This window comes from Streptomyces actuosus, assembly GCF_016921115.1.
Lineage (GTDB): Bacteria > Actinomycetota > Actinomycetes > Streptomycetales > Streptomycetaceae > Streptomyces > Streptomyces actuosus_A.
Map to the genome: position 1 here is coordinate 35,099 of NZ_JAFFZS010000043.1, position 25,715 is coordinate 60,813.

Consider the following 25,715-nt stretch of genomic DNA (forward strand, 5'->3'; position numbering starts at 1 on the left):
GCCCCGTCGTCTCGACCGGCGAGGCCGTGGACGGCGATGCCGCGGACGGGAAGGGCGGACGAGCGGACCACTCCTCGCGGAAGCGGTCCGGAGCCCGACCCGGGCCGGGGCCGGGCCCCGCCGGTCAGCGCCGGCCGCCCTTCTTCGGGTCGAGCAGGCCGGCGCGGCGCAGCGCGTCGGCCATGGCACTGTTGGCCGGGGGCGGAGCCTGCCGACCTCCGCCGCCTCCGCGACCCTGCCGCTGCTGCGGCGGGCGCCCGCCGCGCTGCCGGCCCCCGCCGGACGCGGACCGCTCCTGCGGCGCGGCCTCGTCGTCCAGACGCAGCGTCAGCGAGATCCGCTTGCGCGGGATGTCGACGTCGAGGACCTTCACCTTCACGATGTCGCCGGGCTTGACGACCTCCCGCGGGTCCTTGACGAAGTTCTTCGACATCGCCGAGACATGGACCAGGCCGTCCTGGTGCACACCGACGTCGACGAAGGCGCCGAACGCCGCCACATTCGTCACGACGCCCTCCAGGACCATCCCGGAGGACAGATCGGAGATCTTCTCCACGCCGTCCTTGAAGGTCGCGGTGCGGAACGCCGGCCGCGGGTCGCGTCCCGGCTTCTCCAACTCCTTGAGGATGTCCGTCACGGTCGGCAGGCCGAAGGTGTCGTCGACGAAGTCCTGCGGCCTCAGCGAGCGCAGCGCGCCGGAGTTGCCGATGAGCGCGCCGACCTCCTGCCCGCTGGTCGTCACCATGCGGCGGACCACCGGGTACGCCTCCGGGTGCACGCTGGACGCGTCCAGCGGGTCGTCCCCGCCCCGGATCCGCAGGAAGCCCGCGCACTGCTCGTAGGCCTTCGGGCCGAGCCGCTGCACCTTCTTCAGCCCCGTCCGGGACCGGAACGGCCCGTTGGCGTCCCGGTGCGCCACGATGTTCTCGGCGAGCCCGGAGGTGATGCCGGAGACCCGGGCCAGCAGTGGTGCTGACGCGGTGTTCACGTCGACCCCGACGCCGTTCACGCAGTCCTCCACCACCGCGTCCAGCGAGCGCGACAGCTTCACCTCGGACAGGTCGTGCTGATACTGGCCGACCCCGATCGACTTCGGGTCGATCTTCACCAGCTCGGCCAGCGGATCCTGCAGCCGCCGAGCGATGGAGACGGCGCCGCGCAGCGACACGTCCAGGCCGGGCAGCTCCTGCGAGGCGAATGCGGAGGCCGAGTACACGGAGGCGCCCGCCTCCGACACCATCACCTTCGTCAGCTTCAACTCGGGGTGCTTGGCGATCAGTTCAGCGGCGAGCCGGTCCGTCTCGCGGGAGGCGGTGCCGTTGCCGATGGCGATCAGCTCGACGGCGTGCTCCCGGGCGAGGCGGGCCAGCCCTGCGATCGCCTCGTCCCAGCGGTTCTGCGGGACGTGCGGGTAGATCGTGTCGGTGGCGACGACCTTGCCGGTGGCGTCCACGACGGCCACCTTCACGCCGGTGCGGAAACCGGGGTCGAGGCCCAGCGTCGTCCGGGTGCCGGCCGGAGCCGCGAGCAGCAGATCGCGGAGGTTGGCGGCGAAGACGCCGACCGCGTCGTCCTCGGCGGCCGTGCGCAGCCGCAGCCGCAGATCGATGCCGAGGTGCACGAGGAGCCGGGTCCGCCACGCCCAGCGCACCGTGTCCGACAGCCACTTGTCCGCCGGGCGCCCGCGCTCGGCGATGCCGAACCTCCCGGCGACGATCGCCTCGTACGACGACGGGCCCTCCGTCGGCTCCTCGGGCTCCAGGACCAGGTCGAGGACCTCCTCCTTCTCGCCGCGCAGCATCGCCAGCACGCGGTGCGAGGGCAGGTCGGTGAACGGCTCGGCGAAGTCGAAGTAGTCGGCGAACTTGGCCCCCGCCTCCTCCTTGCCCTCCCGGACCTTGGCGGCCAGTCGGCCGCGCACCCACATGCGCTCGCGCAGCTCGCCGATCAGGTCGGCGTCCTCCGAGAAACGCTCGGTGAGGATCGCGCGGGCGCCGTCGAGCGCGGCCTGCGCGTCGGCGACCCCCTTGTCCGCGTCGACGAAGGCCGCGGCGGCAGCCGCCGGTTCGACGGTCGGGTCGCCGAGGAGCCCCTCCGCCAGCGGCTCCAGCCCCGCCTCGCGCGCGATCTGCGCCTTGGTCCGCCGCTTGGGCTTGTACGGCAGGTAGATGTCCTCCAGCCGCGCCTTGGTCTCGGCGCCGCGGATCCGCGCCTCCAGCTCGTCGGTGAGCTTGCCCTGTTCGCGCACCGACTCCAGGATCGCCGTCCGACGCTCCTCCAGCTCCCGCAGGTAGCGCAGCCGCTCCTCGATCGTGCGCAGCTGCGCGTCGTCGAGCGTCTCGGTCGCCTCCTTGCGGTAGCGGGCGATGAAGGGCACCGTCGAACCGCCGTCGAGCAAGTCGACCGCGGCCTTCACCTGCCGCTCCCGTACGCCGAGCTCTGCGGCGATCCTGCCTTCGATGGACCCTGCTTCGAGGGACCCGGGTGTCGTCACGAGCCGTACCGCCTTCTCCACATCGGGTTGCGCGGCAATTGTGGCAGGTGGTGCCGACATCCGGGGATCAGGGCACGGCCCCGGCGAGGCGGACGCCGCCCGCGGCGGGTCCCGGGGACGGCCCGCACGACCGGCACCGCCGCCCCACCGGACGACGGCCGCCGGTCCGCTCGGCCCCCCCCGGCTCGCGGCCGGGGGTCACGGGCCGACGGCGGTGCGGTCCTCGACCGGCTCCGGTGCCCGGCGCCCCCGGGTCCGTCCGCCGAGCCCGGCCCTCCGGTGTCCGGGTCCCGGGCCGTTGCCGCCGGAGTCCGCCGCGCCGGCGGATCCGTCCGTCCCGGGCGACCGCTTCACTGCTTGCCGAGCAGATCCGCCGGGAAGGCGCCGGCCGACAGGGCGGTGCGGGCGAACCCGCCGGCGAGCTCGGTCAGCCGGGCGACGTCCTCGGCACCCAGGTGCTCGTACGGCGCCCGGTCCAGGCGGTCGGTCTCGGCCTCGATCTCCTGGCGCAGGGCGGCGCCCTGCTCGGTCAGCTCGCCGTCGGCGTCCAGCAGGCCGCGCTCGTGCAGTCGTGCGACCGCCGCGTCCCACTCCTGCCGGGTCCAGCCGCGGGTGGTGAACACCCACTTGGGCGTCATGCCCTTGCCGGTGGCGGTGTGCGTCACCAGGGCCTCCAGCCCGTCGAGGCCGGCCGACACCAGCATGGCGACGTGCCCGTCGCCGCGGTGTTCGCGCAGCAGCGTCGCGGCATGCCAGTACGCCAGGTGCGGCTCCTCGGGCACCGGCAGGTCGGCGTGTCCCGCGTACAGCGGCCGTCCGGCCCGCGAGCAGGCCTCGGAGGCCTTCAGCGCAAGACCCGCGGCCTCGGCCATCTCGGCCGACGCGAGCAGCTCGGCCCCCAGCAGCCGCCGCAGCGAGGCGTCGACGGCACGCGTGCGTGCCGCGAGGACGTCCGCGGGCCCCGCGATCTCCCACACGGCGGGCACGTGCCGTGCCACCAGCTCGTACGTGTAGTTGTAGAAGGCCGCCGCGACGGTACCGGCACCGACCGGCCCCAGTGCGGCGGACCGCACCGCGAAGTTGACGGCACGGGGGTCGGCGATCCCGATCGCACCCAGCTCCTTGCCCAGCTCGGGCGCGAAGTAGTGGGTGGCGTGCAGGGAGTTGAGCGCGTTGTGGCAGCGGCGCCCGGCGCGCGGCTCAAGGACGGCAGTAGTCATGCCCGCACGTTACCGACCGGTCGGTACTGACTCCAGGCCCCGGTGGGACGGGCTCCCGGAGTGGCAGGAAAGGTGGGGAACCGGTCATTGCTGCCTCGGTACCAGGCGCGAAGAATCGCAGCATGGCGCAGCGAACCGTTCTCCTCGTGCTCTTCGACGGCGTCCAGAGCCTCGACGTCACCGGCCCCCTGGAGGTCTTCGCCGGTGCCGAGCGGCACACCCCGGGGTCGTACCGGACCCGCACCGCTTCCGTGGACGGCACGCCGGTGCGCACCTCGTCCGGGCTCACCCTGACCCCGGACGGGGCCCTCACCGGCGAGGCCCACCCGCACACCCTGATCGTCCCGGGCGGGGACGGCACCCGCGACCCCGATCCGGCCCTGACCGACTGGCTGCGCGGCCACGGCCCGCGCGCCGAACGGCTCGTCTCGGTCTGCACCGGCGCCTTCCGGCTGGCGGAGGCGGGCCTGCTGGACGGGCGGCGCGCGACGACCCACTGGGCGTACTGCGACACCCTCGCCCGCCGGTACGAGACCGTCGAGGTGGATCCCGACCCGATCTACGTCCGCGACGGGCCCGTCGTCACCTCCGCCGGAGTGACCAGCGGCATCGACCTGGCACTCGCCCTCGTCGAGGAGGACCTGGACCGGGAGACTGCCCTCGCCGTCGCCCGCCATCTGGTGGTGTTCCTGCGGCGGCCGGGCAACCAGGCCCAGTTCAGCGCGCAGCTCGCCGCCCAGACCGCGCGCCGCGAGCCCCTGCGCGAGGTCCAGCGGTGGATCACCGAGCACCCGGCCGAGGACCTGACGATCGAGGCGCTGGCCGCCCGTGCCCTGCTCTCGCCCCGCCACTTCGCCCGCGCCTTCCGGGCCGAGACCGGCACGACCCCGGGCCGCTATGTCGACCAGGTCCGCCTGGAGCACGCGCGCCGCCTGCTGGAGGACTCCGGCCGGAGTGGAGGAGGTCTCCCGCGCCAGCGGCTACGGCACCCCGGAGGCCATGCGCCGCGCCTTCCTCAGGGCCCTGGGAGCCTCGCCGGCGGAGTACCGCAGCCGGTTCCGCCCCGCAGCCGCCGGCTGACAGCCGCCCCCTGCCCCCGACATCCGTCACCCGCCCACAACCCACCCGCGAAAGGGAACACCGTGCAGACAGCGATCGTCCTTCATGACCGGTTCACCGCCCTCGACGCCGTCGGCCCCTACGAGATGCTGGGCCGCCTGCCGGGCGCCGAGACCGTCTTCGTCGCGGAGCGGACCGGGCCCGTGCGCGCCGACACCGGGCAGCTCGCCCTCATCGCCGACCGGACCCTCGCGGACGTGCCCCGGCCCGACATCGTGGTCGTCCCGGGCGGACCCGAGCAGACCCTGCCGACACGGAACGAGGCCCTGCTGGAGTGGCTGCGCACCGCCGACGCCGCAAGCACCTGGACGACATCGGTGTGCACCGGCTCGCTGCTGCTGGCCGCCGCAGGACTCCTGCGGGGCCGCCGTGCCGCCTCCCACTGGCTGTCCCTGGACGGCCTCACGCCGTACGGGGCCCGGCCCACCGGCGACCGCGTCGTCCTCGACGGAAAGTACGTCACCGCCGCCGGGGTGTCCGCCGGCATCGACATGGGGCTCACCCTGCTCGGCCGCATCGCCGGCGACGCGTACGCCCGGGCCGTCCAGCTGATGACCGAGTACGATCCGCAGCCGCCCTACGACGCCGGCGCGCCGCACAAGGCGCCCGGCGACCTGGTCGACCGGATGCGTGCCCGGTTCACCCCTGCACGGTCCAGGTGAAGCGGGGCTGCCTGCGCTCCAGGAACGCGGCGACGCCCTCGGCGGTGTCGCCGCTGGCGCGTGCCTGCCCGGTCCAGTGGGCTTCCCGGTCGGTGCGCCCGTCGGCGAACTCCTTGGCCGCGGCCTGCGTCAGCTGCGAGCGGGAGACCAGGATGCGGGTGAACTCCGCGACGCGCTTGCCGAGCTCGCCCCGCGGCAGCACCTCGTCGGCCAGTCCGCTGCGCAGTGCCCGGCCCGCGTCGATCAGCTCGCCCGAGAAGAGCAGGTACTTGGTGGTGGCCGGGCCGACCAGCGACACGAGCCGCCGGGTGGAGGCGGCCGGGTAGACGATCCCGAGCTTCGCCGGTGTCACTCCGAACAGCGCGTCCTCCTCGGCGAACCGCAGGTCGCAGGCTGCGGCCAGCTGCGTGCCCCCGCCCACGCAGTGCCCGCGCACAGCGGCCAGCGTCGGCTTCGGGAACGCTGCCAGCGCCTCCTCCGCGCGCACCGCCAGGTGCTGCGCCCGCTCCGGCGACTCGCGCAGCGTGGTGATGTCGGCTCCGGCGCAGAACGTGCCGCCGTCCCCGGTCAGGACCAGCGCCCGCACACCGCCGTCGGCGGCCAGCGCGCCCAGCAGCGGAGGCAGCGCCCGCCACATCGCGGCCGTCATCGCATTGCGCCGGGCCGGATGGCGTACGACGACCGTGGCGACCGAGTCGGTCACGCTGTGCAGCAGCTGCGGTTCCATGCGGCGGATGCTATCCGCCCCGCACATCCTGCCGATCACCCGGCGACCGGGGTGAGACCCACGGCACCGGGCGGGTGAGACCCACGGCACGGGGCGCGGAGGCCCCCGGCGCGGAGCGGCCCCGGGTGGTGGCACCGGCTGGGGAAGCCGTACCGCACCGGGCGGGAGCGCCGACCGGATCGGCTTCGCCACGCCTCTGCTCCAGTCCAGCGCCCGCGTCGCTTCTCCCGCGCCCGGGCGGGACGGGGAGTGCGCCGGGCGGCGACCTCACCGAACCCGTACAACCCGAAGAGTTCGCGAAGACGGTGCGGCCGGGACAGGAGCAGTCCCACATCTGACCGTGTCATACGCCAACGGTCGGAAACGCTCGATAGTTGCTGACTTGTGTTCAGTCATCCGGGGTGGAGCGCTTCGTTACCAACACTCGTCCTGTGGTGACAATCGAGCGCGAGGGTGGCGACCGGACCATGGACAACCACGGGCGCGGGCCCGGCCCACGCCCAGCGGGCGGAGCCGACGCATCGTACGAGGCCGACACGCCGGAGCCGCTGCCGTACGAGGGCGTCTGGCGGTTCACCGCTCCCGCCGCCGACTCCTCCGTCCCGCAGGCACGGCACGCCGTGCGGGACCTGCTGTACCACCAGGGTGTACCGGTGTCGGACGACCTGGTGCAGGGGCTGCTGCTGATCGTGTCCGAGCTGGTGACGAACGCGGTCAAGCACGCGGCGCTGCTCTCGCCCACGGTCGCCGTGGAGGTGGCCGTCGGCGCCGAGTGGGTGCGGGTGTCGGTCGAGGACAACCACCCCTACCGCCCTACCGCCCTGGAGGCCGACCACGGACAGGTCGGCGGCCGCGGACTGCTGCTCGTCCGCGAGATCGCCAGGGAGGCGGGCGGGGTGTGCGACGTCGAGCACACCGCCGGCGGCGGGAAGATCGTCTGGGTCGCCGTGCCGCTCAAGCCCGCCCTGCTGTCGTAGCGGGGGACGGCGGGACGGTGGCGGCCCCGCTCGGGGTGACGGCCCCGGACCCGGCCGCGTCCCCGGAGCGGGCGGCGGTCCCGCGCGCCGTCGGGGTCCCGCGGACGGCCGTCATCGTGCTCACCAGCCGGCCGACGGGCCCGTCAGCTCCCTGACCGCCGGGCGGGCGGCGTCCAGCACGGTCATGAACCACGACGAGAAGGTGTCCCGCGCGTGCCGCTCCGCCAGTTCGGCGGCGGTCACGAACGCGGTCGCCCCGACCTCCTCGGGATCGGGCCGCGGCGGTGTCTGGACCAGGCCCACGAAGAGGTGGTTGAACTCCTGCTCCACCAGACCCGAGGCCGGGTCGGGGTGGTTGTAGCGGACGGTCCCGGCCTCCGCGAGGAGGGACGGCGAGACACCCAGCTCCTCGTACGTCCGGCGGGCCGCCGCGGCGAACGGCGCCTCGCCCGGGTACGGGTGGCCGCAGCAGGTGTTGGACCACACACCGGGCGAGTGGTACTTGCCCAGGGCCCGCTGCTGCAGCAGCAGTCGGCCGTGGGCGTCGAAGAGGAACACCGAGAACGCCCGGTGCAGCTGCCCCGGAGGCTGGTGGGCGGCGAGCTTCTCCGCGGTGCCGATCGTCACGCCGTTCTCGTCGACCAGTTCCAGCAAAATCGCTTCCGCGGTGCCGTTCGACGACGAACTGTGCGCCGCGGTGGCAGGTGTGATCGGCATACCCATCCTTCGCATCGGTCCTCGCCCCCCAAGTCTGCCGTACACCTCAGACACTCCCGGCACGCCACGGCGGCCGGAAGCGGGGCCCGATAGGTGATCGTCCCCCGTGCCGTGAGCCGGGAATCTCCGGACAATCGTGCGAACGGCGGGCCCGCACCGGCGAGGACGCCGTATGGGGCCGGACGGCCGCGCGCCGCCGCGCCGGGTGTCAGTAGCAGAGTCGCGCCTCGTGTTCCGCGTGCCCGCCCGGTTCGAGCTGGAAGGTGCAGTGCTCCACGTCGAAGTGGCCGCCCAGGCACTCCTGGAGCTCGTGCAGCATCTTCTCGTGCCCGATGGCGCTCAGGACGTCCGAGCGCACCACGACGTGCGCCGACAGCACCGGCATGCCGGAGGTGATGGTCCAGGCGTGCAGGTCGTGCACGTCCTCGACGCCGTCCAGGGCGAGGATGTGCGCCCGTACCTCGTCCATGTCGACCCCCTTGGGTGCCGCCTCCAGCAGCACGTCGAGGGTCTCGCGCAGCAGTTTCAGCGTCCGGGGCACGATCATCAGGCCGATCAGGATCGAGGCGATCGGGTCCGCGGCCTGCCAGCCGGTGGTCAGGATCACCGTGGCGGAGACGATCACCGCCACCGACCCCAGCGCGTCCGCCGCGACCTCCAGGAACGCCCCGCGCACGTTCAGGCTCTCCTGCTGGCCCCGCATCAGCAGGAGCAGCGAGACGGTGTTGGCGGCCAGGCCGATGGCACCGAAGACGATCATCAGCCCGCCCTCGGTGGAAGCGGGGGAGAGGAATCGCTGCACCGCCTCGTACAGGACGTAGCCGCCCACTCCGAGCAGCAGCATGCAGTTCGCCAGGGCGGCGAGGATCTCCGCGCGGGCGTAGCCGAAGGTGCGGTTCGCGCCGGCCGGGCGGTTGGCGAAGTGGATGGCGAGCAGCGCCATCCCCAGGCCGAGGGCGTCCGTCGCCATGTGGGCCGCGTCCGCGATCAGCGCGAGCGAGTCGGCGAGCAGCCCGCCGACGATCTCCAGCAGCATGATGCCGATGGTGATCCCCAGAGCCGTCCGCAGTCGGCCGCGGTGGGCCGCCGCGGCGGTACCGCCCACCGGTGCCGCGTGCGCGTGCCCGTGATCGTGCCCAGCCCCCATGCCCCGCCTTTCCGTCGTGTGTCCGGTACCCCTCCGGGCCTCAGTGAACTACGGGTGGGGGGTATGGGGCAACGCGGCACTGAACACCGTTGTCATCTGCTGTGAGCTGCGGAAACGCGACCCGTCGTGCGATGCGGAGGCGTTGCGCAGGTCAGCGTGCGTGCGCACCCGACGGGTCCGGCTCGTCGGTACGGCCGATCCGGCGCCCATCCGCCGTACGCCGCGCCCGGACCGGTCGGACCGGACGGGATGTCCTGGATGTCGGCTGTGCGGGACGCGGTTTGTCCCGGGGACGGGGCATCGCCGATGATGATCTCGGCGAAGGCGGGTGCAGTCCCGCCGATCGGCCCGTGAACGGGCGGTGAACGCCGCCCTCCCGGCATCGGATAGCCTCTGCCGACATGCCGCCCGACTGGCGCAGCCAAGGGGGCGTCCCACCATGCTCATGACCGGCGCGCAGCGCGCCGGCACCCAGGGAAGTGAGTTCGGTTGTCGACCGCCATCCTGACCGGTCAGCCGGTCCCCGGCTCGTCGATCGAGGGCGATCTGCGGGCACTGGGATTCGAGGTGCACGTCGCCACCGACACCGCGCACGCCGAGACGCTGCTCGCCCAGGTGCCCGCGGACCAGCGGGTCGCCGTGGTCGACGCCCGCTTCGTCGGCCATCTGCACGCCCTCCGGCTGGGCCTGGCCGACCCGCGCTTCGCCCTCGCGGCGATCCCCGGCGCCGTGTCGGCGCGCGCGGCCGGCCGCGCGGCCCTCTCGCGCGCGATGGCCCGCGAGAACGGCAGCCATGAGAACCCCGCCGCCGCCGCCGCCGGCGGCGGCAGCGCCGTGGTCGTCGACGACCTCGCCGACCGCGTCACGGCCGCCCTCGACGCCGACGGCGCCGACGTCCACCGCCCCGCCCTCGGCAGCCTCGTCGCCGCCGTCCCCGCCGACCCCCAGGCCCGCAACGAGGCACGGCAGGCCGTCGCCTCCGTGGACGAGGAAGCCGTCCGCCTGAAGTCGGCCGTGAAGTCCGGCGACGGCCTGTTCACCACGTACTGCATCAGCCCCTATTCGCGCTATGTCGCCCGCTGGTGCGCGCGGCGCGGCCTGACCCCGAACCTCGTCACCACCGCCTCCCTGCTCACCGCCCTCGTCGCGGCGGCCTGCGCGGCCACCGGCACCCGGGTCGGGTTCGTCGCCGCGGGCGTGCTGCTCATCGCCTCCTTCGTGCTGGACTGCGCCGACGGGCAGCTCGCCCGCTACTCCCTGCAGTACTCCACGCTCGGCGCCTGGCTGGACGCCACCTTCGACCGGGCCAAGGAGTTCGCGTTCTACGCCGGACTCGCCCTCGGCGCCGCCCGCGGCGGGGACGACGTGTGGGCGCTCGCCCTCGGCGCGATGATCCTGCAGACCTGCCGGCACATGGTGGACTTCGCCTTCATCGAGGCCCAGCAGGACGCCGCCGCCGGCTCCTCCGCGGAGCCCACCGCCGCCCTGTCCGACCGCCTCGACGGCGTCGGCTGGACCGTGTGGGTGCGACGCGTGATCATCCTGCCGATCGGCGAGCGCTGGGCCATGATCGCCGTCCTGACCGCGGTGGCCACCCCCCGCGTCACCTTCGTCGCGCTGCTGGTCTGGATGGCCTTCGCCACCGCCTACACCACCGCGGGGCGCGTCCTGCGTTCCGTCACCCGTCGCGCGCGCCGCACCGACCGCGCCGCCGGGGCGCTCGCCGACCTCGCCGACAGTGGGCCCCTCGCCCAGGCCGCCGCCCGAGACCTGGGCGAACGGTTCCGCGTCCCCGCACTGCTCGCCGCCGCGACCGGCGCGCTCGTGGTGCTGCTCCCCGCCGCTCTGTGGGGCCCCGCCTGGGCCACCGCAGCCGGCGCCGCCCTCTACACCGCCCTTTCCGGCCTCGCCGTGGCCCGCCCGCTCAAGGGCGTCCTGGACTGGCTGGTGCCGCCGCTCTTCCGGGCCGCCGAGTACGGCACCGTGCTGCTGCTGGCCGCGAAGGCGAGCGCCGACTCCGGCGTGAACGGTGTGCTTCCGGCGGCTTTCGGGCTGGTGGCCGCAGTCGCCTACCATCACTACGACACGGTGTACCGCATCCGCGGCAACGCCGGAGCACCCCCCGCCTGGCTCATCCGCGCCACCGGGGGGCACGAGGGCCGGACGCTGCTCGTCACCGTCCTGGCCGCACTGCTCACCGCCTCGCAGTTCAAGGTCGCGCTCACGGTCCTGGCCGTGGCCGTCGGCCTGCTGGTGCTCGCCGAGAGCATCCGCTTCTGGGTGGCCGCCCACAAGGGCGGCGCGCCCGCCGTACACGACGAAGGAGAAACCGCATGATCGGCCTCGTGCTGGCGGCAGGCGCCGGACGGCGCCTGCGCCCCTACACCGACACCCTGCCCAAGGCGCTGGTGCCGGTGGGGCCCGCAGGCATGGAGGACAGCATCACCGTGCTCGACCTCACCCTCGGCAACTTCGCCGAGATCGGGCTGACGGAGGTCGCGGTCATCGTCGGCTACCGCAAGGAGGCCGTGTACGAGCGCAAGGAGGCCCTGGAGCAGAAGTACGGTCTCAAGCTCACCCTCATCGACAACGACAAGGCCGAGGAGTGGAACAACGCCTACTCCCTGTGGTGCGGCCGTGACGCCCTCAAGGACGGCGTGATCCTCGCCAACGGCGACACCGTCCACCCGGTCTCCGTCGAGAAGACGCTGCTGGCCGCCCGCGGCGACGGCAAGCGCATCATCCTCGCCCTCGACACGGTGAAGAACCTTGCCGACGAGGAGATGAAGGTCGTCGTCGACTCCGGCAAGGGCGTCCAGAAGATCACCAAGCTGATGGACCCCACCGAGGCCACCGGCGAGTACATCGGCGTCACGCTCATCGAGGGCGACGCCGCGCCCGAGCTCGTGGACGCGCTGAAGACGGTGTGGGAGGCCGACCCGCAGCAGTTCTACGAGCACGGCTACCAGGAGCTGGTCAACCGCGGCTTCCGGATCGACGTCGCCCCGATCGGTGACGTCCGGTGGGTCGAGATCGACAACCACGACGACCTCGCACGCGGACGGGAGATCGCGTGCCTCTACTGACCCGCCTCATCCCGTCGCCGGTCGTCGTGGACATCCGTCCCGGCGCCCTGGACGACCTCGGCCACGTGCTGGCCGACGAGCGGATCTCGCACTCGGGCAAGCTCGCCGTGGCCGTCAGCGGCGGCTCCGGCGCCCGGCTGCGCGAGCGGATCGCCCCCTCGCTGCCCGGCGCCACCTGGTACGAGGTCGGCGGCGGCACGCTCGACGACGCGATCAGGCTGGCCGGCGAGATGAAGGCCGGTCACTACGACGCCGTGGTCGGTCTGGGGGGCGGGAAGATCATCGACTGCGCCAAGTTCGCCTCGGCGCGCGTCGGCCTGCCGCTGGTCGCGGTTCCCACCAACCTGGCCCACGACGGCCTGTGCTCCCCGGTGGCCACCCTGGACAACGACGCGGGCCGAGGCTCCTACGGCGTGCCCAACCCGATCGCCGTGGTGATCGACCTCGACGTCATCCGCGAGGCGCCGGTGCGCTTCGTACGGGCCGGGATCGGCGACGCGATCTCCAACATCTCAGCGATCCGCGACTGGGAGCTGGCCAACAGGGTCAACGGGGAGAAGATCGACGGACTGGCCGCGGCGATGGCCCGGCAGGCCGGCGAGGCGGTCCTCCGGCACCCGGGCGGCATCGGCGACAACGGTTTCCTCCAGGTGCTCGCCGAGGCCCTGGTGCTCAGTGGCATCGCCATGTCGGTCTCCGGTGACTCCCGGCCGTCCTCCGGCGCCTGCCACGAGATCAACCACGCCTTCGACCTGCTGCACCCCAAGCGGGCGGCCGCCCACGGCGAGCAGTGCGGTCTCGGCGCGGCGTTCGCGATGTGGCTGCGCGGCGCCCCGGAGGAGTCGGCGTTCATGGCCGAGGTGCTGCGCCGGCACGGGCTGCCGGTGCTGGCCGAGGACATCGGCTTCACCGCGCAGGAGTTCGTCGAGGTCGTCGAGTTCGCCCCGCAGACCCGGCCCGGCCGCTACACCATCCTCGAACACCTCGACCTCACGACCGAACAGATCAAGGACACGTACGCCGACTATGTCAAGGCCATCGGTAGCTGAACTCCGTCCGGTCGTCCACCCCGCCGGGGTGAAGGACCGGCGCAGCGGTGAGCACTGGGCGGGACGCCTCTACATGCGCGAGGTGTCCCTGCGCGTCGACCGCTACCTGGTGACCACCCGGGTCACGCCCAACCAGCTCACCTACCTGATGACCCTCTGCGGCGTCCTCGCGGCCCCGGCCCTGCTGGTGCCGGGGATCTGGGGGGCCGTGCTCGGCGTGGTCATGGTCCAGCTGTACCTGCTGCTCGACTGCGTCGACGGCGAGGTCGCGCGCTGGAAGAAGCAGTTCTCGCTCGGCGGGGTCTACCTGGACCGGGTGGGTGCCTACCTGACCGACGCGGCGGTCCTCGTGGGTCTCGGGCTGCGCGCCGCCGACCTGTGGGGCAGCGGGCGCATCGACTGGCTGTGGGCCTTCCTCGGCACCCTGGCCGCCCTCGGCGCGATCCTGATCAAGGCCGAGACCGACCTGGTCGGGGTCGCCCGGCACCAGGGCGGACTGCCGCCGGTGAAGGAGGCCGCGTCGGAGCCGCGGTCCTCCGGCATGGCGCTGGCCCGGCGGGCCGCGTCGGCGCTGAAGTTCCACCGGCTGATCCTCGGGATCGAGGCGTCCCTGCTCATCCTGGTCCTCGCGATAGCGGACCAGGCCCGGGGCGACCTGTTCTTCACCCGGCTGGGCACGGCCGTGCTCGCCGGGATCGCGATGGTGCAGACACTGCTGCACCTGGTGTCCATCCTCGCCTCCAGCAGGCTGAAGTGAGCAGCATGAAGGTCGGCGCGGTCGTCATCACCATGGGCAACCGCCCGGACGAGCTCAGGGCACTGCTCGACTCCGTCGCCAAGCAGGACGGCGACCCCGTCGAGGTGGTCGTCGTCGGCAACGGCTCCCCGGTCCCCGACGTACCGGACGGCGTGCGCACCATCGAACTGCCGGAGAACCTCGGCATCCCCGGGGGCCGCAACGTCGGCATCGAGGCGTTCGGGCCCGGCGGCCGGGACGTCGACCTCCTGCTGTTCCTCGACGACGACGGTCTGCTCGCCCGCACCGACACCGCGGAGCTGTGCCGGGCGGCGTTCGCCGCCGACCCGCGACTGGGCATCATCAGCTTCCGCATCGCCGACCCGGACACCGGTGCCACCCAGCGCCGCCACGTGCCGCGGCTGCGTGCCGCCGACCCGATGCGCTCCTCACGGGTCACCACGTTCCTCGGCGGGGCCAACGCCACCCGGACGACGGTCTTCACCGAGGTCGGCGGGCTGCCGGAGGCGTTCTTCTACGCCCACGAGGAGACCGACCTGGCCTGGCGGGCCCTCGACGCGGGCTGGCTGATCGACTACCGGTCCGACATGGTGCTCCACCACCCCACGACCGCGCCCTCGCGGCACGCGGTCTACCACCGCCTGGTCGCCCGCAACCGCGTCTGGCTGGCCCGCCGCAACCTGCCCGCCCCGCTCGTCCCGGCCTACCTGGGCGTCTGGCTGCTGCTCACACTGCTGCGCCGGCCCTCGGGGCCCGCGCTGAAGGCGTGGTTCGGCGGGTTCCGGGAGGGCTGGACGACGCCGTGCGGGCCGCGCCGGCCCATGAAGTGGCGTACGGTGTGGCGGCTGACCCGTCTGGGCCGTCCCCCGGTCGTCTGACAAGCTCCTCCCTGGGGCGTCCGGGTCCGTACAGTGGCCCCGGGGCGTGCCCGCCCCACCTGCCGCAGACCGTAGACGAAAGTTTCCGCTTGTGAGTGAGAGAAGCCATGACGGCGGAGTCCTGCTGAGTCCTCCCGCGTCACCCGACGAGGGCCTCGCGGCTGCGGAGCTCGCCGCCAAGTACGGGCTGGCGGTGAGCGGCGCCAGGCCCTCCCTCGGGGAGTACGTCCGCCAGCTGTGGGGCCGGCGCCACTTCATCCTCGCCTTCTCCTCGGCGAAGCTCACGGCCCAGTACAGCCAGGCCCGGCTGGGCCAGCTCTGGCAGGTCGCCACGCCGCTGCTGAACGCGGGCGTGTACTTCATGATCTTCGGGCTGATCCTGGGCGCCGACCGCGGCATGAGCAAGGGCGTCTACATCCCGTTCCTGGTCACCGGGATCTTCGTCTTCACGTTCACGCAGAGCTCCGTGATGAGCGGGGTCCGGGCGATCTCCGGCAACCTCGGCCTGGTGCGGGCCCTGCACTTCCCACGCGCGGCACTGCCGGTCTCCTTCGCCTTCCAGCAACTCCAGCAGCTGCTGTACTCGATGATCGTCCTCGTCGTCATCGTGGTCGGCTTCGGCAGCTACCCGGACGCGTCCTGGGCGCTGGCCGTCCCCGTGCTGGCCCTGCAGTTCCTCTTCAACATGGGCCTGGCGCTGATCTTCGCCCGGGCCGGGGCGAAGACCCCCGACCTCGCGCAGCTGATGCCGTTCGTGATGCGCACCTGGATGTACGCCTCCGGGGTCATGTTCTCCATCCGGGTCATGCTGGAGGGCAAGCCGCAGTGGATCTCGGACGTCCTGCAGTGGAACCCGGCCGCCGTCTACATGGACCTGATGCGCTTCGCCCTCATCGAGGGCTACGGCTCCGAGAACCTCCCCCCGCACGTGTGGGCGGTCGGCGCCGGCTGGGCCGTGCTCTTCGCCGTCGGCGGGTTCGTGTACTTCTGGCAGGCGGAGGAGAGGTACGGCCGTGGCTGAGCCGAGCGTCGAGCCGCGGGTGCCCACCGTCATCGCCGACGACGTGCACATCGTCTACCGGGTCAACGGTGCCAAGACCGGCAGGGGCAGCGCCACCGCGGCCCTGAGCCGCATGCTCAGGCGGGGCTCGGGCGAGGCGGACCGCGGCGTGCGCAAGGTCCACGCCGTGCGCGGCGTCTCCTTCGTCGCCCACCGCGGCGAGGCCATCGGCCTGATCGGCTCCAACGGCTCGGGCAAGTCCACCCTGCTGCGGGCCATCGCCGGCCTGCTGCCCCCGGAGAGCGGCAAGGTCTACACCGACGGCCAGCCCTCGCTGCTGGGCGTCAACGCGGCCTTGATGACCGACCTCACAGGCGAGCGCAACGTCATCCTCGGCGGCCTCGCCATGGGCATGTCCCGAGAGCAGGTCAAGGAGCGCTACCAGGACATCGTCGACTTCTCCGGGATCAACGACAAGGGCGACTTCATCACCCTTCCGATGCGCACGTACTCCTCCGGCATGTCCGCCCGCCTGCGGTTCTCCATCGCCGCAGCCAAGGACCACGACGTCCTGATGATCGACGAGGCGCTGGCCACCGGGGACGCCAAGTTCCAGAAGCGGTCCGAGGAGCGCATCCGCGAGCTGCGCAAGGAGGCGGGCACGGTGTTTCTGGTCAGCCACAGCAACAAGTCCATCCGCGACACCTGCGACCGCGTGCTGTGGCTGGAGCGGGGCGAGCTGCGCATGGACGGCCCGACCGACGAGGTGCTCAGGGAGTACGAGAAGTTCACGGGCAGATGACCCGACACGCCCGGGGCCCCGCCGGAACTGCTCCGGCGGGGCCCCGCGTCTGCAAAGGAAACGTCAACTCCGGCTTCAGTGAGGAATCTTGAAGTCGATTGGTGTGTTGTTGTGATGTCCAGGACACCCATGCGGACCACGCTGCGTTGTACAACGTAAGCTGTAGCGGTCCCCAAAGGCGGCAAGTGGGGTGATAATGCGCGACACCCTTGGTCGGCGCAGCCCTCGGAGCCGCCGGGCGGCGTGTCCGAAATAGAGTGTATTGCGTAGGCAGTGTAGAACGGGAGATGTGACGGCAATGGCTACGGAAACTCCCCAGCTCAACGCAGCATGTGCCGTCCCCGCCCCGGGCAGCGCGCGGTGACGGGAACGACAGGGACCCGGCCGCCGCACGCCGGTGACCTCGAGCGCGGCACGCTCGCCAAGGCCGCGGACGAGAACTTCCCCGTGGCCCCCTTCTTCCTGCCCCGGGCCTGGCGCGCCGACCTCATGGCGATCTACGGCTTCGCCCGCCTCGTCGACGACATCGGCGACGGCGACCTCGCGCCCGGCGGGGCCGATGCCCGTCTGCTCGGCGTGGACCCCGCGCAGGCCGGAGACCGGCTCGCCCTCCTGGACGCCTTCGAGGCCGACCTCGCGCGGGTGTTCGACGGCGCCCCGCGCCACCCGCTGCTGCGCCGCATGCAGCCCACCGTCCGCCGCCACGCCCTCACCCCCGAGCCGTTCCTCGGCCTGATCGCGGCCAACCGGCAGGACCAGCTCGTGCGGCGCTACGAGACCTACGACGACCTCCTCGCCTACTGCGAGCTGTCCGCCAACCCCGTCGGCCGCCTCGTCCTCGCCGTCACCGGCACCTCGACTCCGGAGCGGATCCGCCGCTCCGACGCGATCTGCACCGCCCTGCAGATCGTCGAGCACCTCCAGGACGTGGCCGAGGACCTGCGCCGCGACCGCGTCTACCTGCCCGCCGCGGACATGAAGCGCTTTCACGTCCGGGAGGCGGACCTCGCCGCGAGCACCGCGAGCGCATCGGTACGTGCACTGGTTGCCTACGAAGCGCAACGCGCAAGCGATCTGCTGAATGAAGGCGCCCCCCTGGTGGGTAGCGTCCACGGCAGGTTGAAGCTGCTGCTCGCAGGGTTCGTGGCGGGGGGAAGGGCGGCCGTCGACGCGATCGCCGCCGCTGAACACGACGTACTTCCCGGCCCGCCCAAGCCCGGCAGGATCAAGTTGCTGCGCATGGTGGGCGTGACTCTGCGAGGAGAGGGGTGATCCGGACCGTGGAGCTTCCACCACCCGCGTCCGCACCGGTACTCGCCGCCTACAGCTACTGCGAGGCCGTGACCGGACAGCAGGCTCGAAATTTCGCCTACGGCATCAGGCTGCTGCCCACGCACAAGCGCCGCGCGATGTCGGCGCTGTACGCGTTCTCGCGCCGCGTCGACGACATCGGCGACGGCGGGCTGGACGACGCGGTCAAGATCGCCAGGCTGGAGGGCACCCGGGCCGTACTGACCCGGATCCGCCAGGGCGAGGTCGAGGAGGACGACACCGACCCGGTCGCGGTGGCCCTCGCCCATGCCGCCGAGCACTTCCCCATCCCGCTGGGCGGGCTGGACGAGCTGATCGACGGCGTCCTCATGGACGTACGCGGCGAGACCTACGAGACCTGGGACGACCTGAAGGTCTACTGCCGCTGCGTCGCCGGCGCCATCGGCAGGCTGTCACTCGGCGTGTTCGGTACCGAACCGGGGGCGCGCGGCGCCGAGCGGGCCCCGGAGTACGCCGACACCCTCGGGCTCGCGCTGCAGCTGACCAACATCCTGCGGGACGTCCGCGAGGACGCCGAGGGCGGACGCACCTATCTGCCCGCCGACGACCTGGCCAAATTCGGCTGCTCGGCCGGCTTCGGCGCGCCGACCCCACCGGAGGGCTCCGACTTCGCGGGCCTCGTGCACTTCGAAGTGCGTCGGGCCCGCGCTCTTTTCGCCGAGGGCTACCGGCTGCTCCCCCTGCTCGACCGCCGCAGCGGCGCCTGCGTCGCGGCCATGGCCGGCATCTACCGGCGCCTGCTCGACCGCATCGAGCGCGACCCGGAGGCCGTGCTGCGCGGCCGGGTCTCGCTGCCCGGACGCGAGAAGGCGTACGTTGCCGTGCGCGGTCTGTCGGGGCTGGACGCCCGGCACGTGTCCCGGCAGACCCTCAGGAGGCGCGCCTGATGGAGGACCGGGAGCGAGGCGGAGACCCCGACGGGATGCGGCACGCAACCCTCCGCCGTACCGTGGCGTCCCTGACTGCAATGGCCCGCCGTGCGGCGTTCGTGTCCCGCGGCGGACCGGCAGGGGAGGGTGCGCGATGACCGACGGGACGCGGTCCGACGGGCCGCTCGCAGGCATCCCGGAAGGTTCCGGCCGGGACGCGGTCGTGGTCGGCGGTGGCCTCGCCGGCGTCACCGCCGCACTGGCCCTCGCGGACGCCGGCGTCCGTGTCACCCTGCTGGAGGGCAGGCCCAGGCTGGGCGGCCTGGCCTTCTCCTTCCAGCGCGGCGGCCTGACCGTCGACAACGGGCAGCACGTCCACCTGCGGTGCTGCACCGCCTACCGCTGGTTCCTCGACCGCATCGAGGGCACCGCGCTGGCGCCCGTGCAGAACCGTCTCGACGTGCCCGTTCTGGACGCCGGCAAGCCCGAGGGGCACCGGCTGGGCCGGCTGCGGCGCGACGCGCTGCCCGTCCCCCTGCACCTGGGACGCAGCCTCGCCACCTATCCGCACCTCTCGCTCGCCGAGCGCGCCCGAGTCGGTCGCGCCGCACTCGCGCTGAAGGCGCTCGACCTCGCCGATCCGACGCTGGACACCCAGGACTTCGGCAGCTGGCTGGCCGCGCACGGCCAGTCGGCGCGTGCCGTCGAAGCCCTGTGGGACCTGGTCGGGGTCGCCACCCTCAACGCGTTCGCCTCCGACGCCTCGCTGGGGCTCGCCGCGATGGTGTTCAAGACCGGTCTGCTGTCCGACCCGGGCGCGGCCGACATCGGCTGGGCGCGCGTCCCGCTGGGTGAACTGCACGACCGGCTGGCCCGCAAGGCGCTCGACTCCGCGGGCGTCCGTACCGAACTCCGTACACGCGCCACCTCCCTCTCCCTTGACGAAAACGGGCGGTGGAGCGTTCAGGTTCCCGGCGAAACGCTGACCGCCGACGCCGTCGTGCTCGCCGTGGCCCAGCGCGAGGCCCACGACCTGCTGCCGCCCGGCGCGCTCGACACCCCCGGCCGGCTCCTGGAGATCGGCACCGCGCCGATCCTCAACGTGCACGTCGTGTACGACCGCACCGTGCTGGCCGGCCCCTTCCTCGCCGCCCTCGGCACCCCCGTGCAGTGGGTGTTCGACCGCACCGAGGCGTCCGGGCTCACGAGCGGGCAGTACCTGGCCCTGTCCCAGTCGGCGGCACAGGACGAGATCGACACCCCGGTCGCCGTCCTGCGCGAGCGCTACCTGCCGGAGCTCCGGCGGCTGCTGCCGCGGGCACGCGGTGCCGAGGTGAAGGACTTCTTCGTCACCCGGGAGCGCACCGCGACGTTCGCCCCCACCCCCGGCGTCGGGCGCCTTCGGCCCGGCGCCCGTACCAAGTCCCCCGGCCTGTACCTGGCCGGAGCGTGGACCGCCACAGGGTGGCCCGCGACCATGGAGAGTGCGGTCCGCAGCGGTGTGAGCGCGGCGGAGGCCGCCCTCGGCGCCCTGGGCCGGCCCCGCCCCCGGCACCTCTTCGCGCTCGAGGAGGCGGCGTGATGCTCGACGAGCCGCGCGCGGCAGGCTTCCGCACCCCCGGTACCGCAACAAGAGGAGAGACTGTGCCCACTGTGCCCCCGGCCTCGACGGCCGCTCGGACCGCGGTGGACGTGACCGCGCTTCTGGAGCGCGGCCGGACACTTGCCACGCCGGTGCTGCGGGCGGCGGTCGGCCGCCTGGCGCCTCCCATGGACACCGTTGCCGCCTACCACTTCGGATGGATCGACGCACAGGGCAACCCCACCTCCGGCGACGGCGGCAAGGCCGTGCGCCCGGCACTGGCAGTGCTCTCCGCCGAGGTCACCGGTGCCCGGCCCGAGACCGGTGTCCCCGGCGCGGTCGCCGTCGAGCTCGTCCACAACTTCTCGCTGCTGCACGACGACCTGATGGACGGCGACGAGCAGCGCCGCCACCGCGACACCGTGTGGAAGGTGCACGGCCCCGCCCAGGCCATCCTGGTCGGCGACGCCCTGTTCGCCCTGGCCAACGAGGTGCTGCTGGAGCTCGGCACCGTCGAGGCCGGGCGTGCGGCCCGCCGTCTGACATCCGCCACCCGCGCGCTGATCGACGGCCAGGCCCAGGACATCTCCTACGAGCACCGCGACCGCGTCAGCGTCGAGGAGTGCCTGGAGATGGAGGGCAACAAGACCGGCGCGCTGCTGGCCTGCGCCAGCTCCATCGGCGCGGTGCTCGGCGGCACCGACACCGCCACCGCCGACGCGCTGGAACGGTACGGCTACCACCTCGGCCTCGCCTTCCAGGCCGTCGACGACCTCCTGGGCATCTGGGGGGACCCGGAGTCCACCGGCAAGCAGACCTGGAGCGACCTGCGACAGCGCAAGAAGTCCCTGCCGGTGGTGGCCGCGCTCGCCGCGGACGGGCCCGCCGCCGCACGGCTCGGCGAGCTGCTCGCCGCCGACGTCAGGAGCAGCGACGTCGAGAACTTCTCCGAGGAGGAGTTCGCGACCCGCGCCCGTCTCATCGAGGAGGCCGGCGGCCGCGAGTGGACGGCCGAGGAGGCCCGCCGCCAGTACACCGTCGCCCTCGAGGCCCTGGACGCGGTCGACATGCCCGAGCAGGTGCGGGAACGGTTCACGGCGCTCGCCGACTTCGTCGTCGTCCGGAAGAGATGATCACTATCGGTCGAACAGCCCACGCTTAGTCGCCGGCCGGTGCCACGGCGGACAGGTACCGGCCGACGGCGGACCCGTAGCAGCACGACTCGCACGACTGCATGAAGGGGAAGCCATGACAGCGACGACCGACGGAAGCACCGGGGCACTGCCGTCCCGCGCTGCCGCGGCCAGCGACACCGACACCGAAGAAGCGGCCGGGGCGACCGAGGCCGCCCGACGCGCGGTGACGCACGCCACCGAGTTCCTGCTCGCGCAGCAGGACGCCCAGGGCTGGTGGAAGGGCGACCTCGAGACGAACGTGACGATGGACGCCGAGGACCTGCTGCTCCGCCAGTTCCTGGGAGTCCGCGACGAGGCCACCACGCGCGCCTCCGCGCTGTTCATCCGGGGCGAGCAGCGCGAGGACGGCACCTGGGCCACCTTCTACGGCGGTCCCGGCGACCTGTCGGCCACCGTCGAGGCCTACGTCGCCCTGCGCCTGGCCGGCGACGCGCCCGAGGCACCGCACATGGCGAAGGCCTCGGCCTGGATCCGCGACCAGGGCGGCATCGCCGCCGCCCGCGTCTTCACCCGGATCTGGCTGGCCCTGTTCGGCTGGTGGAAGTGGGACGACCTGCCCGAACTCCCGCCGGAGCTCATCTACTTCCCCTCGTGGTTCCCCCTCAACATCTACGACTTCGGCTGCTGGGCCCGGCAGACCATCGTGCCGCTGACCGTCGTGTCCGCCAAGCGCCCGGTGCGTCCGGCCCCCTTCGCCCTGGACGAGCTGCACACCGACCCCGCCGTGCCCAATCCGCCCAGACCCCTTGCCCCGGCCACCAGTTGGGAGGGCGCGTTCCAGCGGATGGACAAGGCCCTGCACGCCTTCCGCAAGGTCGCGCCGAAGCGGCTGCGCCAGGCGGCGATGAACACCGCCGCGCGCTGGATCATCGAGCGGCAGGAGAACGACGGCTGCTGGGGCGGCATCCAGCCGCCGGCCGTGTACTCGGTGATCGCTCTGTACCTGCTCGGCTACGACCTGCAGCACCCGGTGATGCGCGAGGGCCTGGCCTCGCTGGACCGCTTCGCCGTCTGGCGCGAGGACGGCGCCCGCATGATCGAGGCGTGCCAGTCGCCGGTGTGGGACACCTGCCTGGCGATCATCGCCCTCGTGGACGGCGGGCTCCCGGCCGACCATCCGCAACTGGTGAAGGCCGCGGACTGGATGCTGGGCGAGGAGATCGTCCGCCCCGGCGACTGGGCGGTGCGGCGGCCTGGTCTGCCCCCGGGCGGCTGGGCGTTCGAGTTCCACAACGACAACTACCCCGACATCGACGACACCGCCGAGGTGATCCTCGCCCTGCGGCGGGTCAGGCACCACGACCCGGAACGGGTGGAGAAGGCCATCGCGCGGGGCGTGCGCTGGAACCTCGGCATGCAGTCGAAGAACGGCGGCTGGGGCGCCTTCGACGTCGACAACACCAGCACGCTGCCCAACCTGCTGCCCTTCTGCGACTTCGGTGAGGTCATCGACCCGCCGTCCGCGGACGTCACCGCGCACGTGGTGGAGATGCTCGCCGTGGAGGGCCTCGCGCACGATCCGCGCACCCGGCGCGGCATCGCGTGGCTGCTCGCCGAACAGGAGCCGGAGGGAGCGTGGTTCGGGCGCTGGGGCGTCAACTACATCTATGGCACCGGCTCCGTCGTCCCCGCCCTCGTGACCGCGGGGATCCCCGCCTCGCACCCGGCGATCCGCCGTGCTGTCGCCTGGCTGGAGACCGTGCAGAACGACGACGGCGGATGGGGCGAGGACCTGCGCTCCTACCGCAACTCCGGACGGTGGAGCGGGCGCGGTGCCTCCACCCCCTCGCAGACGGCGTGGGCGCTGATGGCGCTGCTCGCGGCGGGGGAGCGGGAGTCCAAGGCCGTGCGGCGGGGCGTCGAATGGCTGGCCGCCACCCAGCGGCGGGACGGTTCCTGGGACGAGCCCTACTTCACCGGCACCGGCTTCCCCTGGGACTTCTCCATCAACTACCACCTCTACCGGCAGGTGTTCCCGCTCACGGCCCTCGGCCGGTATCTCAACGGCGACCCCTTCCCCGCCCGCGACGAGGCCGAGGGGGCCTGATGGCCGCCCAGCCCGCCCCGGCCCCGCTGCTGATCGCCTGCGCGCTCGGCATCGAGCACCTCGCCCTGCGCCGGCGCGGCCACGGCGGCGCGGACGGGCCGGTGACCGTGCTGCGCACCGGCATGGGGCCCAAGGCCGCCGAGAAGGCGGTGGGCCGGGTGCTGGCCGACCCGGCGTTCGCCGCCGCCGCCGTACTGGCCACCGGCTTCTGCGCGGGACTCGCGCCCGGCATGCACCCCGGCGACCTGGTCGTCGCCGAGGAGACCCGAGACCCGCGCGGTGCCGTTCCCTGTGTCGGTACCGAACTGCTCGTCAAGGAACTCGCCCGCACCCTGCCCGGGCGGACCGTCCACACCGGCCCGCTCATCGGCTCCGACCATGTCGTCCGCGGACCGGAGCGGGCCGAACTGTGCGCGACCGGTGCCCTCGCGGTCGACATGGAGTCCGCGTCCACGCTTCTGCGCGCCGTGCGTGCGGGTGAGCGCCCCGTTGCGGCCGTCCGGGTGGTCGTGGACGCTCCGGAACATGAACTCGTCCGGATCGGCACGCTGCGCGGTGGAATATCGGCTTTCCGCGTTCTTCGTTCCGTACTGCCTGCTTTCTTCGAATGGCACCGCAATGTGCTGCTCCCCAGGAGGTGAGCCTGATGGCCATGCCGCTGCGTCAGTCCATCAAAGTCGCTACATACTTGGCCGAACAGAAGCTCCGCAAGCGTGACAAGTTCCCGCTGATCGTGGAGCTGGAGCCGCTGTTCGCCTGCAATCTCAAGTGCGAGGGCTGCGGCAAGATCCAGCATCCGGCCGGCGTCCTCAAGCAGCGCATGCCCGTCGCGCAGGCCGTGGGCGCGGTGCTGGAGTCCGGGGCGCCGATGGTGTCCATCGCCGGGGGAGAGCCCCTGATGCACCCTCAGATCGACGAGATCGTGCGCCAGCTGGTAGCCAAGCGGAAGTACGTCTTCCTGTGCACCAACGCCATGCTCCTGCGCAAGAAGATGGACAAGTTCACGCCCTCTCCCTATTTCGCGTTCGCCGTGCACATCGACGGGTTGCGCGAACGCCACGACGAGTCCGTGGCGAAGGAGGGCGTGTTCGACGAGGCCGTGGCGGCCATCAAGGAGGCCAAGCGCCGCGGCTTCCGGGTGACCACCAACTCCACGTTCTTCAACACCGACACCCCGCAGACCGTCATCGAGGTGCTCAACTTCCTCAACGACGACCTCAAGGTGGACGAGATGATGATCTCGCCCGCCTACGCCTACGAGAAGGCACCCGACCAGGAGCACTTCCTCGGCGTCGAGCAGACCCGCGAGCTGTTCAAGAAGTCGTTCGCGGGTGGCAACCGGCGCCGTTGGCGGCTCAACCACTCGCCGCTCTTCCTCGACTTCCTCGAGGGCAAGGTGGACTTCCCGTGCACCGCGTGGGCGATCCCCAACTACTCGCTCTTCGGCTGGCAGCGGCCCTGCTACCTGATGAGCGACGGGTACGTTCCCACGTACCGCGAACTCATCGAGGAGACCGACTGGGACAAGTACGGCCGTGGCAAGGACCCGCGCTGCGCCAACTGCATGGCGCACTGCGGCTACGAGCCCACCGCCGTGCTCGCCACGATGGGGTCCCTGAAGGAGTCCCTGCGGGCGATGCGCGAGACGGTCTCGGGAAACGGGGAGTGAGGGGGGAGTGACGTCATGACCGCCGTTTCCCTGGGCGTCCCCGCCGTCCCGGCCCGGCCGGTCGCCGAGCGCCGCAGGAGCCGGCAGATCCAGGTCGGGTCGGTGGCGGTGGGCGGCGACGCGCCGGTGTCCGTGCAGTCGATGACGACCACGCGGACGTCGGACGTCGGTGCCACGCTGCAGCAGATCGCGGAGCTGACGGCGTCGGGCTGCCAGATCGTGCGGGTGGCCTGCCCGACGCAGGACGACGCCGACGCGCTGGCCACGATCGCCCGGAAGTCGCAGATCCCGGTGATCGCCGACATCCACTTCCAGCCCAAGTACGTCTTCGCGGCGATCGAGGCCGGCTGTGCCGCCGTCCGCGTCAACCCGGGCAACATCAAGA

At 72.5% G+C, this 25,715-nt stretch carries 22 protein-coding genes and 2 pseudogenes; 19 read left to right on the forward strand and 5 right to left on the reverse strand.

Translation table 11 applies throughout. From position 1 onward, the window contains the following. Positions 1-124: 124 nt before the first annotated feature. Together JS756_RS31935 and JS756_RS31940 are read right to left on the reverse strand one after the other, a co-directional pair. A complete protein-coding gene (locus JS756_RS31935) occupies positions 125-2,494 on the reverse strand; it encodes a Tex family protein (RefSeq protein WP_205386757.1) in 2,370 nt (789 codons plus the stop codon). Between the two features lie 350 nt (positions 2,495-2,844). Beyond that, positions 2,845-3,714 carry an SCO6745 family protein gene (locus tag JS756_RS31940; protein ID WP_205386758.1) on the reverse strand — a complete coding sequence of 290 codons (870 nt, stop codon included), beginning with the start codon at positions 3,712-3,714 and terminating at the stop codon, positions 2,845-2,847. A 122-nt stretch (positions 3,715-3,836) separates the two neighbouring features. Between JS756_RS31940 and JS756_RS31945 the strand changes: the two are divergent. Together JS756_RS31945 and JS756_RS31950 are read left to right on the forward strand one after the other, a co-directional pair. Further along, positions 3,837-4,794: pseudogene (locus tag JS756_RS31945) on the forward strand (GlxA family transcriptional regulator). A gap of 83 nt (positions 4,795-4,877) precedes the next feature. Then, positions 4,878-5,495 (forward strand): annotated as a pseudogene (locus tag JS756_RS31950) (DJ-1/PfpI family protein); the annotation flags it as partial. Here JS756_RS31950 and JS756_RS31955 read toward each other — a convergent pair. After that, positions 5,473-6,222: an enoyl-CoA hydratase/isomerase family protein gene (locus tag JS756_RS31955; RefSeq protein ID WP_205386760.1), complete on the reverse strand. Its 750-nt coding sequence runs from the start codon at positions 6,220-6,222 to the stop codon at positions 5,473-5,475. The pseudogene JS756_RS31950 and the gene JS756_RS31955 overlap by 23 nt on opposite strands. 467 nt (positions 6,223-6,689) lie before the next feature. On the opposite strand from JS756_RS31955, the gene JS756_RS31960 reads away from it, so the two are divergent. After that, positions 6,690-7,199 (forward strand): ATP-binding protein, encoded by a 510-nt coding sequence (locus JS756_RS31960; RefSeq protein ID WP_205386776.1) that lies wholly within the window; start codon positions 6,690-6,692, stop codon positions 7,197-7,199. Positions 7,200-7,319: 120 nt separating this feature from the next. Here JS756_RS31960 and idi read toward each other — a convergent pair whose 3' ends face one another. Both idi and JS756_RS31970 read right to left on the reverse strand, forming a co-directional pair. Continuing rightward, positions 7,320-7,916: an isopentenyl-diphosphate Delta-isomerase gene (gene idi, locus JS756_RS31965; protein WP_205386761.1), complete on the reverse strand. Its 597-nt coding sequence runs from the start codon at positions 7,914-7,916 to the stop codon at positions 7,320-7,322. Positions 7,917-8,124: 208 nt separating this feature from the next. Further along, positions 8,125-9,063 carry a cation diffusion facilitator family transporter gene (locus JS756_RS31970; RefSeq protein WP_205386762.1) on the reverse strand — a complete coding sequence of 313 codons (939 nt, stop codon included), beginning with the start codon at positions 9,061-9,063 and terminating at the stop codon, positions 8,125-8,127. Positions 9,064-9,552: 489 nt separating this feature from the next. On the opposite strand from JS756_RS31970, the gene JS756_RS31975 reads away from it, so the two are divergent. The 16 genes from JS756_RS31975 to JS756_RS32045 all read left to right on the forward strand — a co-directional run. After that, on the forward strand, positions 9,553-11,400 hold the full coding sequence (locus JS756_RS31975; RefSeq protein ID WP_205386763.1) for a DUF5941 domain-containing protein: 1,848 nt from the start codon (positions 9,553-9,555) through the stop codon (positions 11,398-11,400). Then, positions 11,397-12,149, forward strand: a complete 753-nt coding sequence (locus JS756_RS31980; RefSeq protein ID WP_205386764.1) for a phosphocholine cytidylyltransferase family protein — start codon at positions 11,397-11,399, stop codon at positions 12,147-12,149. Before JS756_RS31975 ends, JS756_RS31980 begins: the two co-directional genes overlap by 4 nt. Then, positions 12,137-13,198 carry an iron-containing alcohol dehydrogenase family protein gene (locus tag JS756_RS31985; protein WP_205386765.1) on the forward strand — a complete coding sequence of 354 codons (1,062 nt, stop codon included), beginning with the start codon at positions 12,137-12,139 and terminating at the stop codon, positions 13,196-13,198. Before JS756_RS31980 ends, JS756_RS31985 begins: the two co-directional genes overlap by 13 nt. Further along, the gene (locus JS756_RS31990) at positions 13,176-13,955 is read left to right on the forward strand and encodes a CDP-alcohol phosphatidyltransferase family protein (protein ID WP_205386766.1); all 780 of its coding nucleotides are present in this window, start codon (positions 13,176-13,178) and stop codon (positions 13,953-13,955) included. Before JS756_RS31985 ends, JS756_RS31990 begins: the two co-directional genes overlap by 23 nt. A gap of 5 nt (positions 13,956-13,960) precedes the next feature. Beyond that, on the forward strand, positions 13,961-14,833 hold the full coding sequence (locus JS756_RS31995; RefSeq protein ID WP_205386777.1) for a glycosyltransferase family 2 protein: 873 nt from the start codon (positions 13,961-13,963) through the stop codon (positions 14,831-14,833). A 91-nt stretch (positions 14,834-14,924) separates the two neighbouring features. After that, positions 14,925-15,854 carry an ABC transporter permease gene (locus JS756_RS32000; RefSeq protein WP_205386767.1) on the forward strand — a complete coding sequence of 310 codons (930 nt, stop codon included), beginning with the start codon at positions 14,925-14,927 and terminating at the stop codon, positions 15,852-15,854. Continuing rightward, the gene (locus tag JS756_RS32005) at positions 15,847-16,635 is read left to right on the forward strand and encodes an ABC transporter ATP-binding protein (RefSeq protein ID WP_205386768.1); all 789 of its coding nucleotides are present in this window, start codon (positions 15,847-15,849) and stop codon (positions 16,633-16,635) included. Before JS756_RS32000 ends, JS756_RS32005 begins: the two co-directional genes overlap by 8 nt. 330 nt (positions 16,636-16,965) lie before the next feature. Further along, entirely contained in the window at positions 16,966-17,907 is a 942-nt protein-coding gene (gene hpnC / locus JS756_RS32010) for a squalene synthase HpnC (RefSeq protein WP_205386769.1), read from the forward strand. After that, complete coding sequence (gene hpnD / locus JS756_RS32015) at positions 17,904-18,854, forward strand: presqualene diphosphate synthase HpnD (protein WP_205386770.1); 951 nt, start codon at positions 17,904-17,906, stop codon at positions 18,852-18,854. The genes hpnC and hpnD overlap by 4 nt, the downstream gene beginning before the upstream one ends. Before the next feature lie 35 nt (positions 18,855-18,889). Continuing rightward, on the forward strand, positions 18,890-18,994 hold the full coding sequence (locus JS756_RS38140; protein WP_368861127.1) for a DUF6380 family protein: 105 nt from the start codon (positions 18,890-18,892) through the stop codon (positions 18,992-18,994). Next, a complete protein-coding gene (gene hpnE, locus JS756_RS32020) occupies positions 18,991-20,418 on the forward strand; it encodes a hydroxysqualene dehydroxylase HpnE (RefSeq protein ID WP_205386771.1) in 1,428 nt (475 codons plus the stop codon). The genes JS756_RS38140 and hpnE overlap by 4 nt, the downstream gene beginning before the upstream one ends. Further along, a complete protein-coding gene (locus tag JS756_RS32025; RefSeq protein WP_205386778.1) occupies positions 20,418-21,551 on the forward strand; it encodes a polyprenyl synthetase family protein in 1,134 nt (377 codons plus the stop codon). The genes hpnE and JS756_RS32025 overlap by 1 nt, the downstream gene beginning before the upstream one ends. A 115-nt stretch (positions 21,552-21,666) precedes the next feature. Beyond that, the gene (shc, locus tag JS756_RS32030; protein ID WP_205386772.1) at positions 21,667-23,661 is read left to right on the forward strand and encodes a squalene--hopene cyclase; all 1,995 of its coding nucleotides are present in this window, start codon (positions 21,667-21,669) and stop codon (positions 23,659-23,661) included. Beyond that, entirely contained in the window at positions 23,661-24,302 is a 642-nt protein-coding gene (locus tag JS756_RS32035) for a phosphorylase family protein (RefSeq protein WP_205386773.1), read from the forward strand. The genes shc and JS756_RS32035 overlap by 1 nt, the downstream gene beginning before the upstream one ends. Positions 24,303-24,307: 5 nt before the next feature. Then, positions 24,308-25,330: an adenosyl-hopene transferase HpnH gene (gene hpnH / locus JS756_RS32040; protein WP_205386774.1), complete on the forward strand. Its 1,023-nt coding sequence runs from the start codon at positions 24,308-24,310 to the stop codon at positions 25,328-25,330. Positions 25,331-25,345: 15 nt separating this feature from the next. Beyond that, positions 25,346-25,715, forward strand: a 370-nt coding sequence (locus JS756_RS32045; RefSeq protein WP_205386775.1) for a flavodoxin-dependent (E)-4-hydroxy-3-methylbut-2-enyl-diphosphate synthase, incomplete at its 3' end; no start/stop codon positions are given.

Bases quoted from the DNA above. Each gene is read 5' to 3' on its own strand.
- JS756_RS31940 (WP_205386758.1), bottom strand. From the start codon at position 3,714: ATGACTACTGCCGTCCTTGAGCCGCGCGCCGGGCGCCGCTGCCACAAC.
- JS756_RS31955 (WP_205386760.1), bottom strand. From the start codon at position 6,222: ATGGAACCGCAGCTGCTGCACAGCGTGACCGACTCGGTCGCCACGGTC.
- JS756_RS31960 (WP_205386776.1), top strand. From the start codon at position 6,690: ATGGACAACCACGGGCGCGGGCCCGGCCCACGCCCAGCGGGCGGAGCC.
- idi (WP_205386761.1), bottom strand. From the start codon at position 7,916: ATGCCGATCACACCTGCCACCGCGGCGCACAGTTCGTCGTCGAACGGC.
- JS756_RS31970 (WP_205386762.1), bottom strand. From the start codon at position 9,063: ATGGGGGCTGGGCACGATCACGGGCACGCGCACGCGGCACCGGTGGGC.
- JS756_RS31980 (WP_205386764.1), top strand. From the start codon at position 11,397: ATGATCGGCCTCGTGCTGGCGGCAGGCGCCGGACGGCGCCTGCGCCCC.
- JS756_RS31990 (WP_205386766.1), top strand. From the start codon at position 13,176: ATGTCAAGGCCATCGGTAGCTGAACTCCGTCCGGTCGTCCACCCCGCC.
- JS756_RS31995 (WP_205386777.1), top strand. From the start codon at position 13,961: ATGAAGGTCGGCGCGGTCGTCATCACCATGGGCAACCGCCCGGACGAG.
- hpnC (WP_205386769.1), top strand. From the start codon at position 16,966: ATGTGCCGTCCCCGCCCCGGGCAGCGCGCGGTGACGGGAACGACAGGG.
- JS756_RS38140 (WP_368861127.1), top strand. From the start codon at position 18,890: ATGCGGCACGCAACCCTCCGCCGTACCGTGGCGTCCCTGACTGCAATG.
- hpnE (WP_205386771.1), top strand. From the start codon at position 18,991: ATGACCGACGGGACGCGGTCCGACGGGCCGCTCGCAGGCATCCCGGAA.
- JS756_RS32025 (WP_205386778.1), top strand. From the start codon at position 20,418: ATGCTCGACGAGCCGCGCGCGGCAGGCTTCCGCACCCCCGGTACCGCA.
- shc (WP_205386772.1), top strand. From the start codon at position 21,667: ATGACAGCGACGACCGACGGAAGCACCGGGGCACTGCCGTCCCGCGCT.
- JS756_RS32035 (WP_205386773.1), top strand. From the start codon at position 23,661: ATGGCCGCCCAGCCCGCCCCGGCCCCGCTGCTGATCGCCTGCGCGCTC.
- hpnH (WP_205386774.1), top strand. From the start codon at position 24,308: ATGGCCATGCCGCTGCGTCAGTCCATCAAAGTCGCTACATACTTGGCC.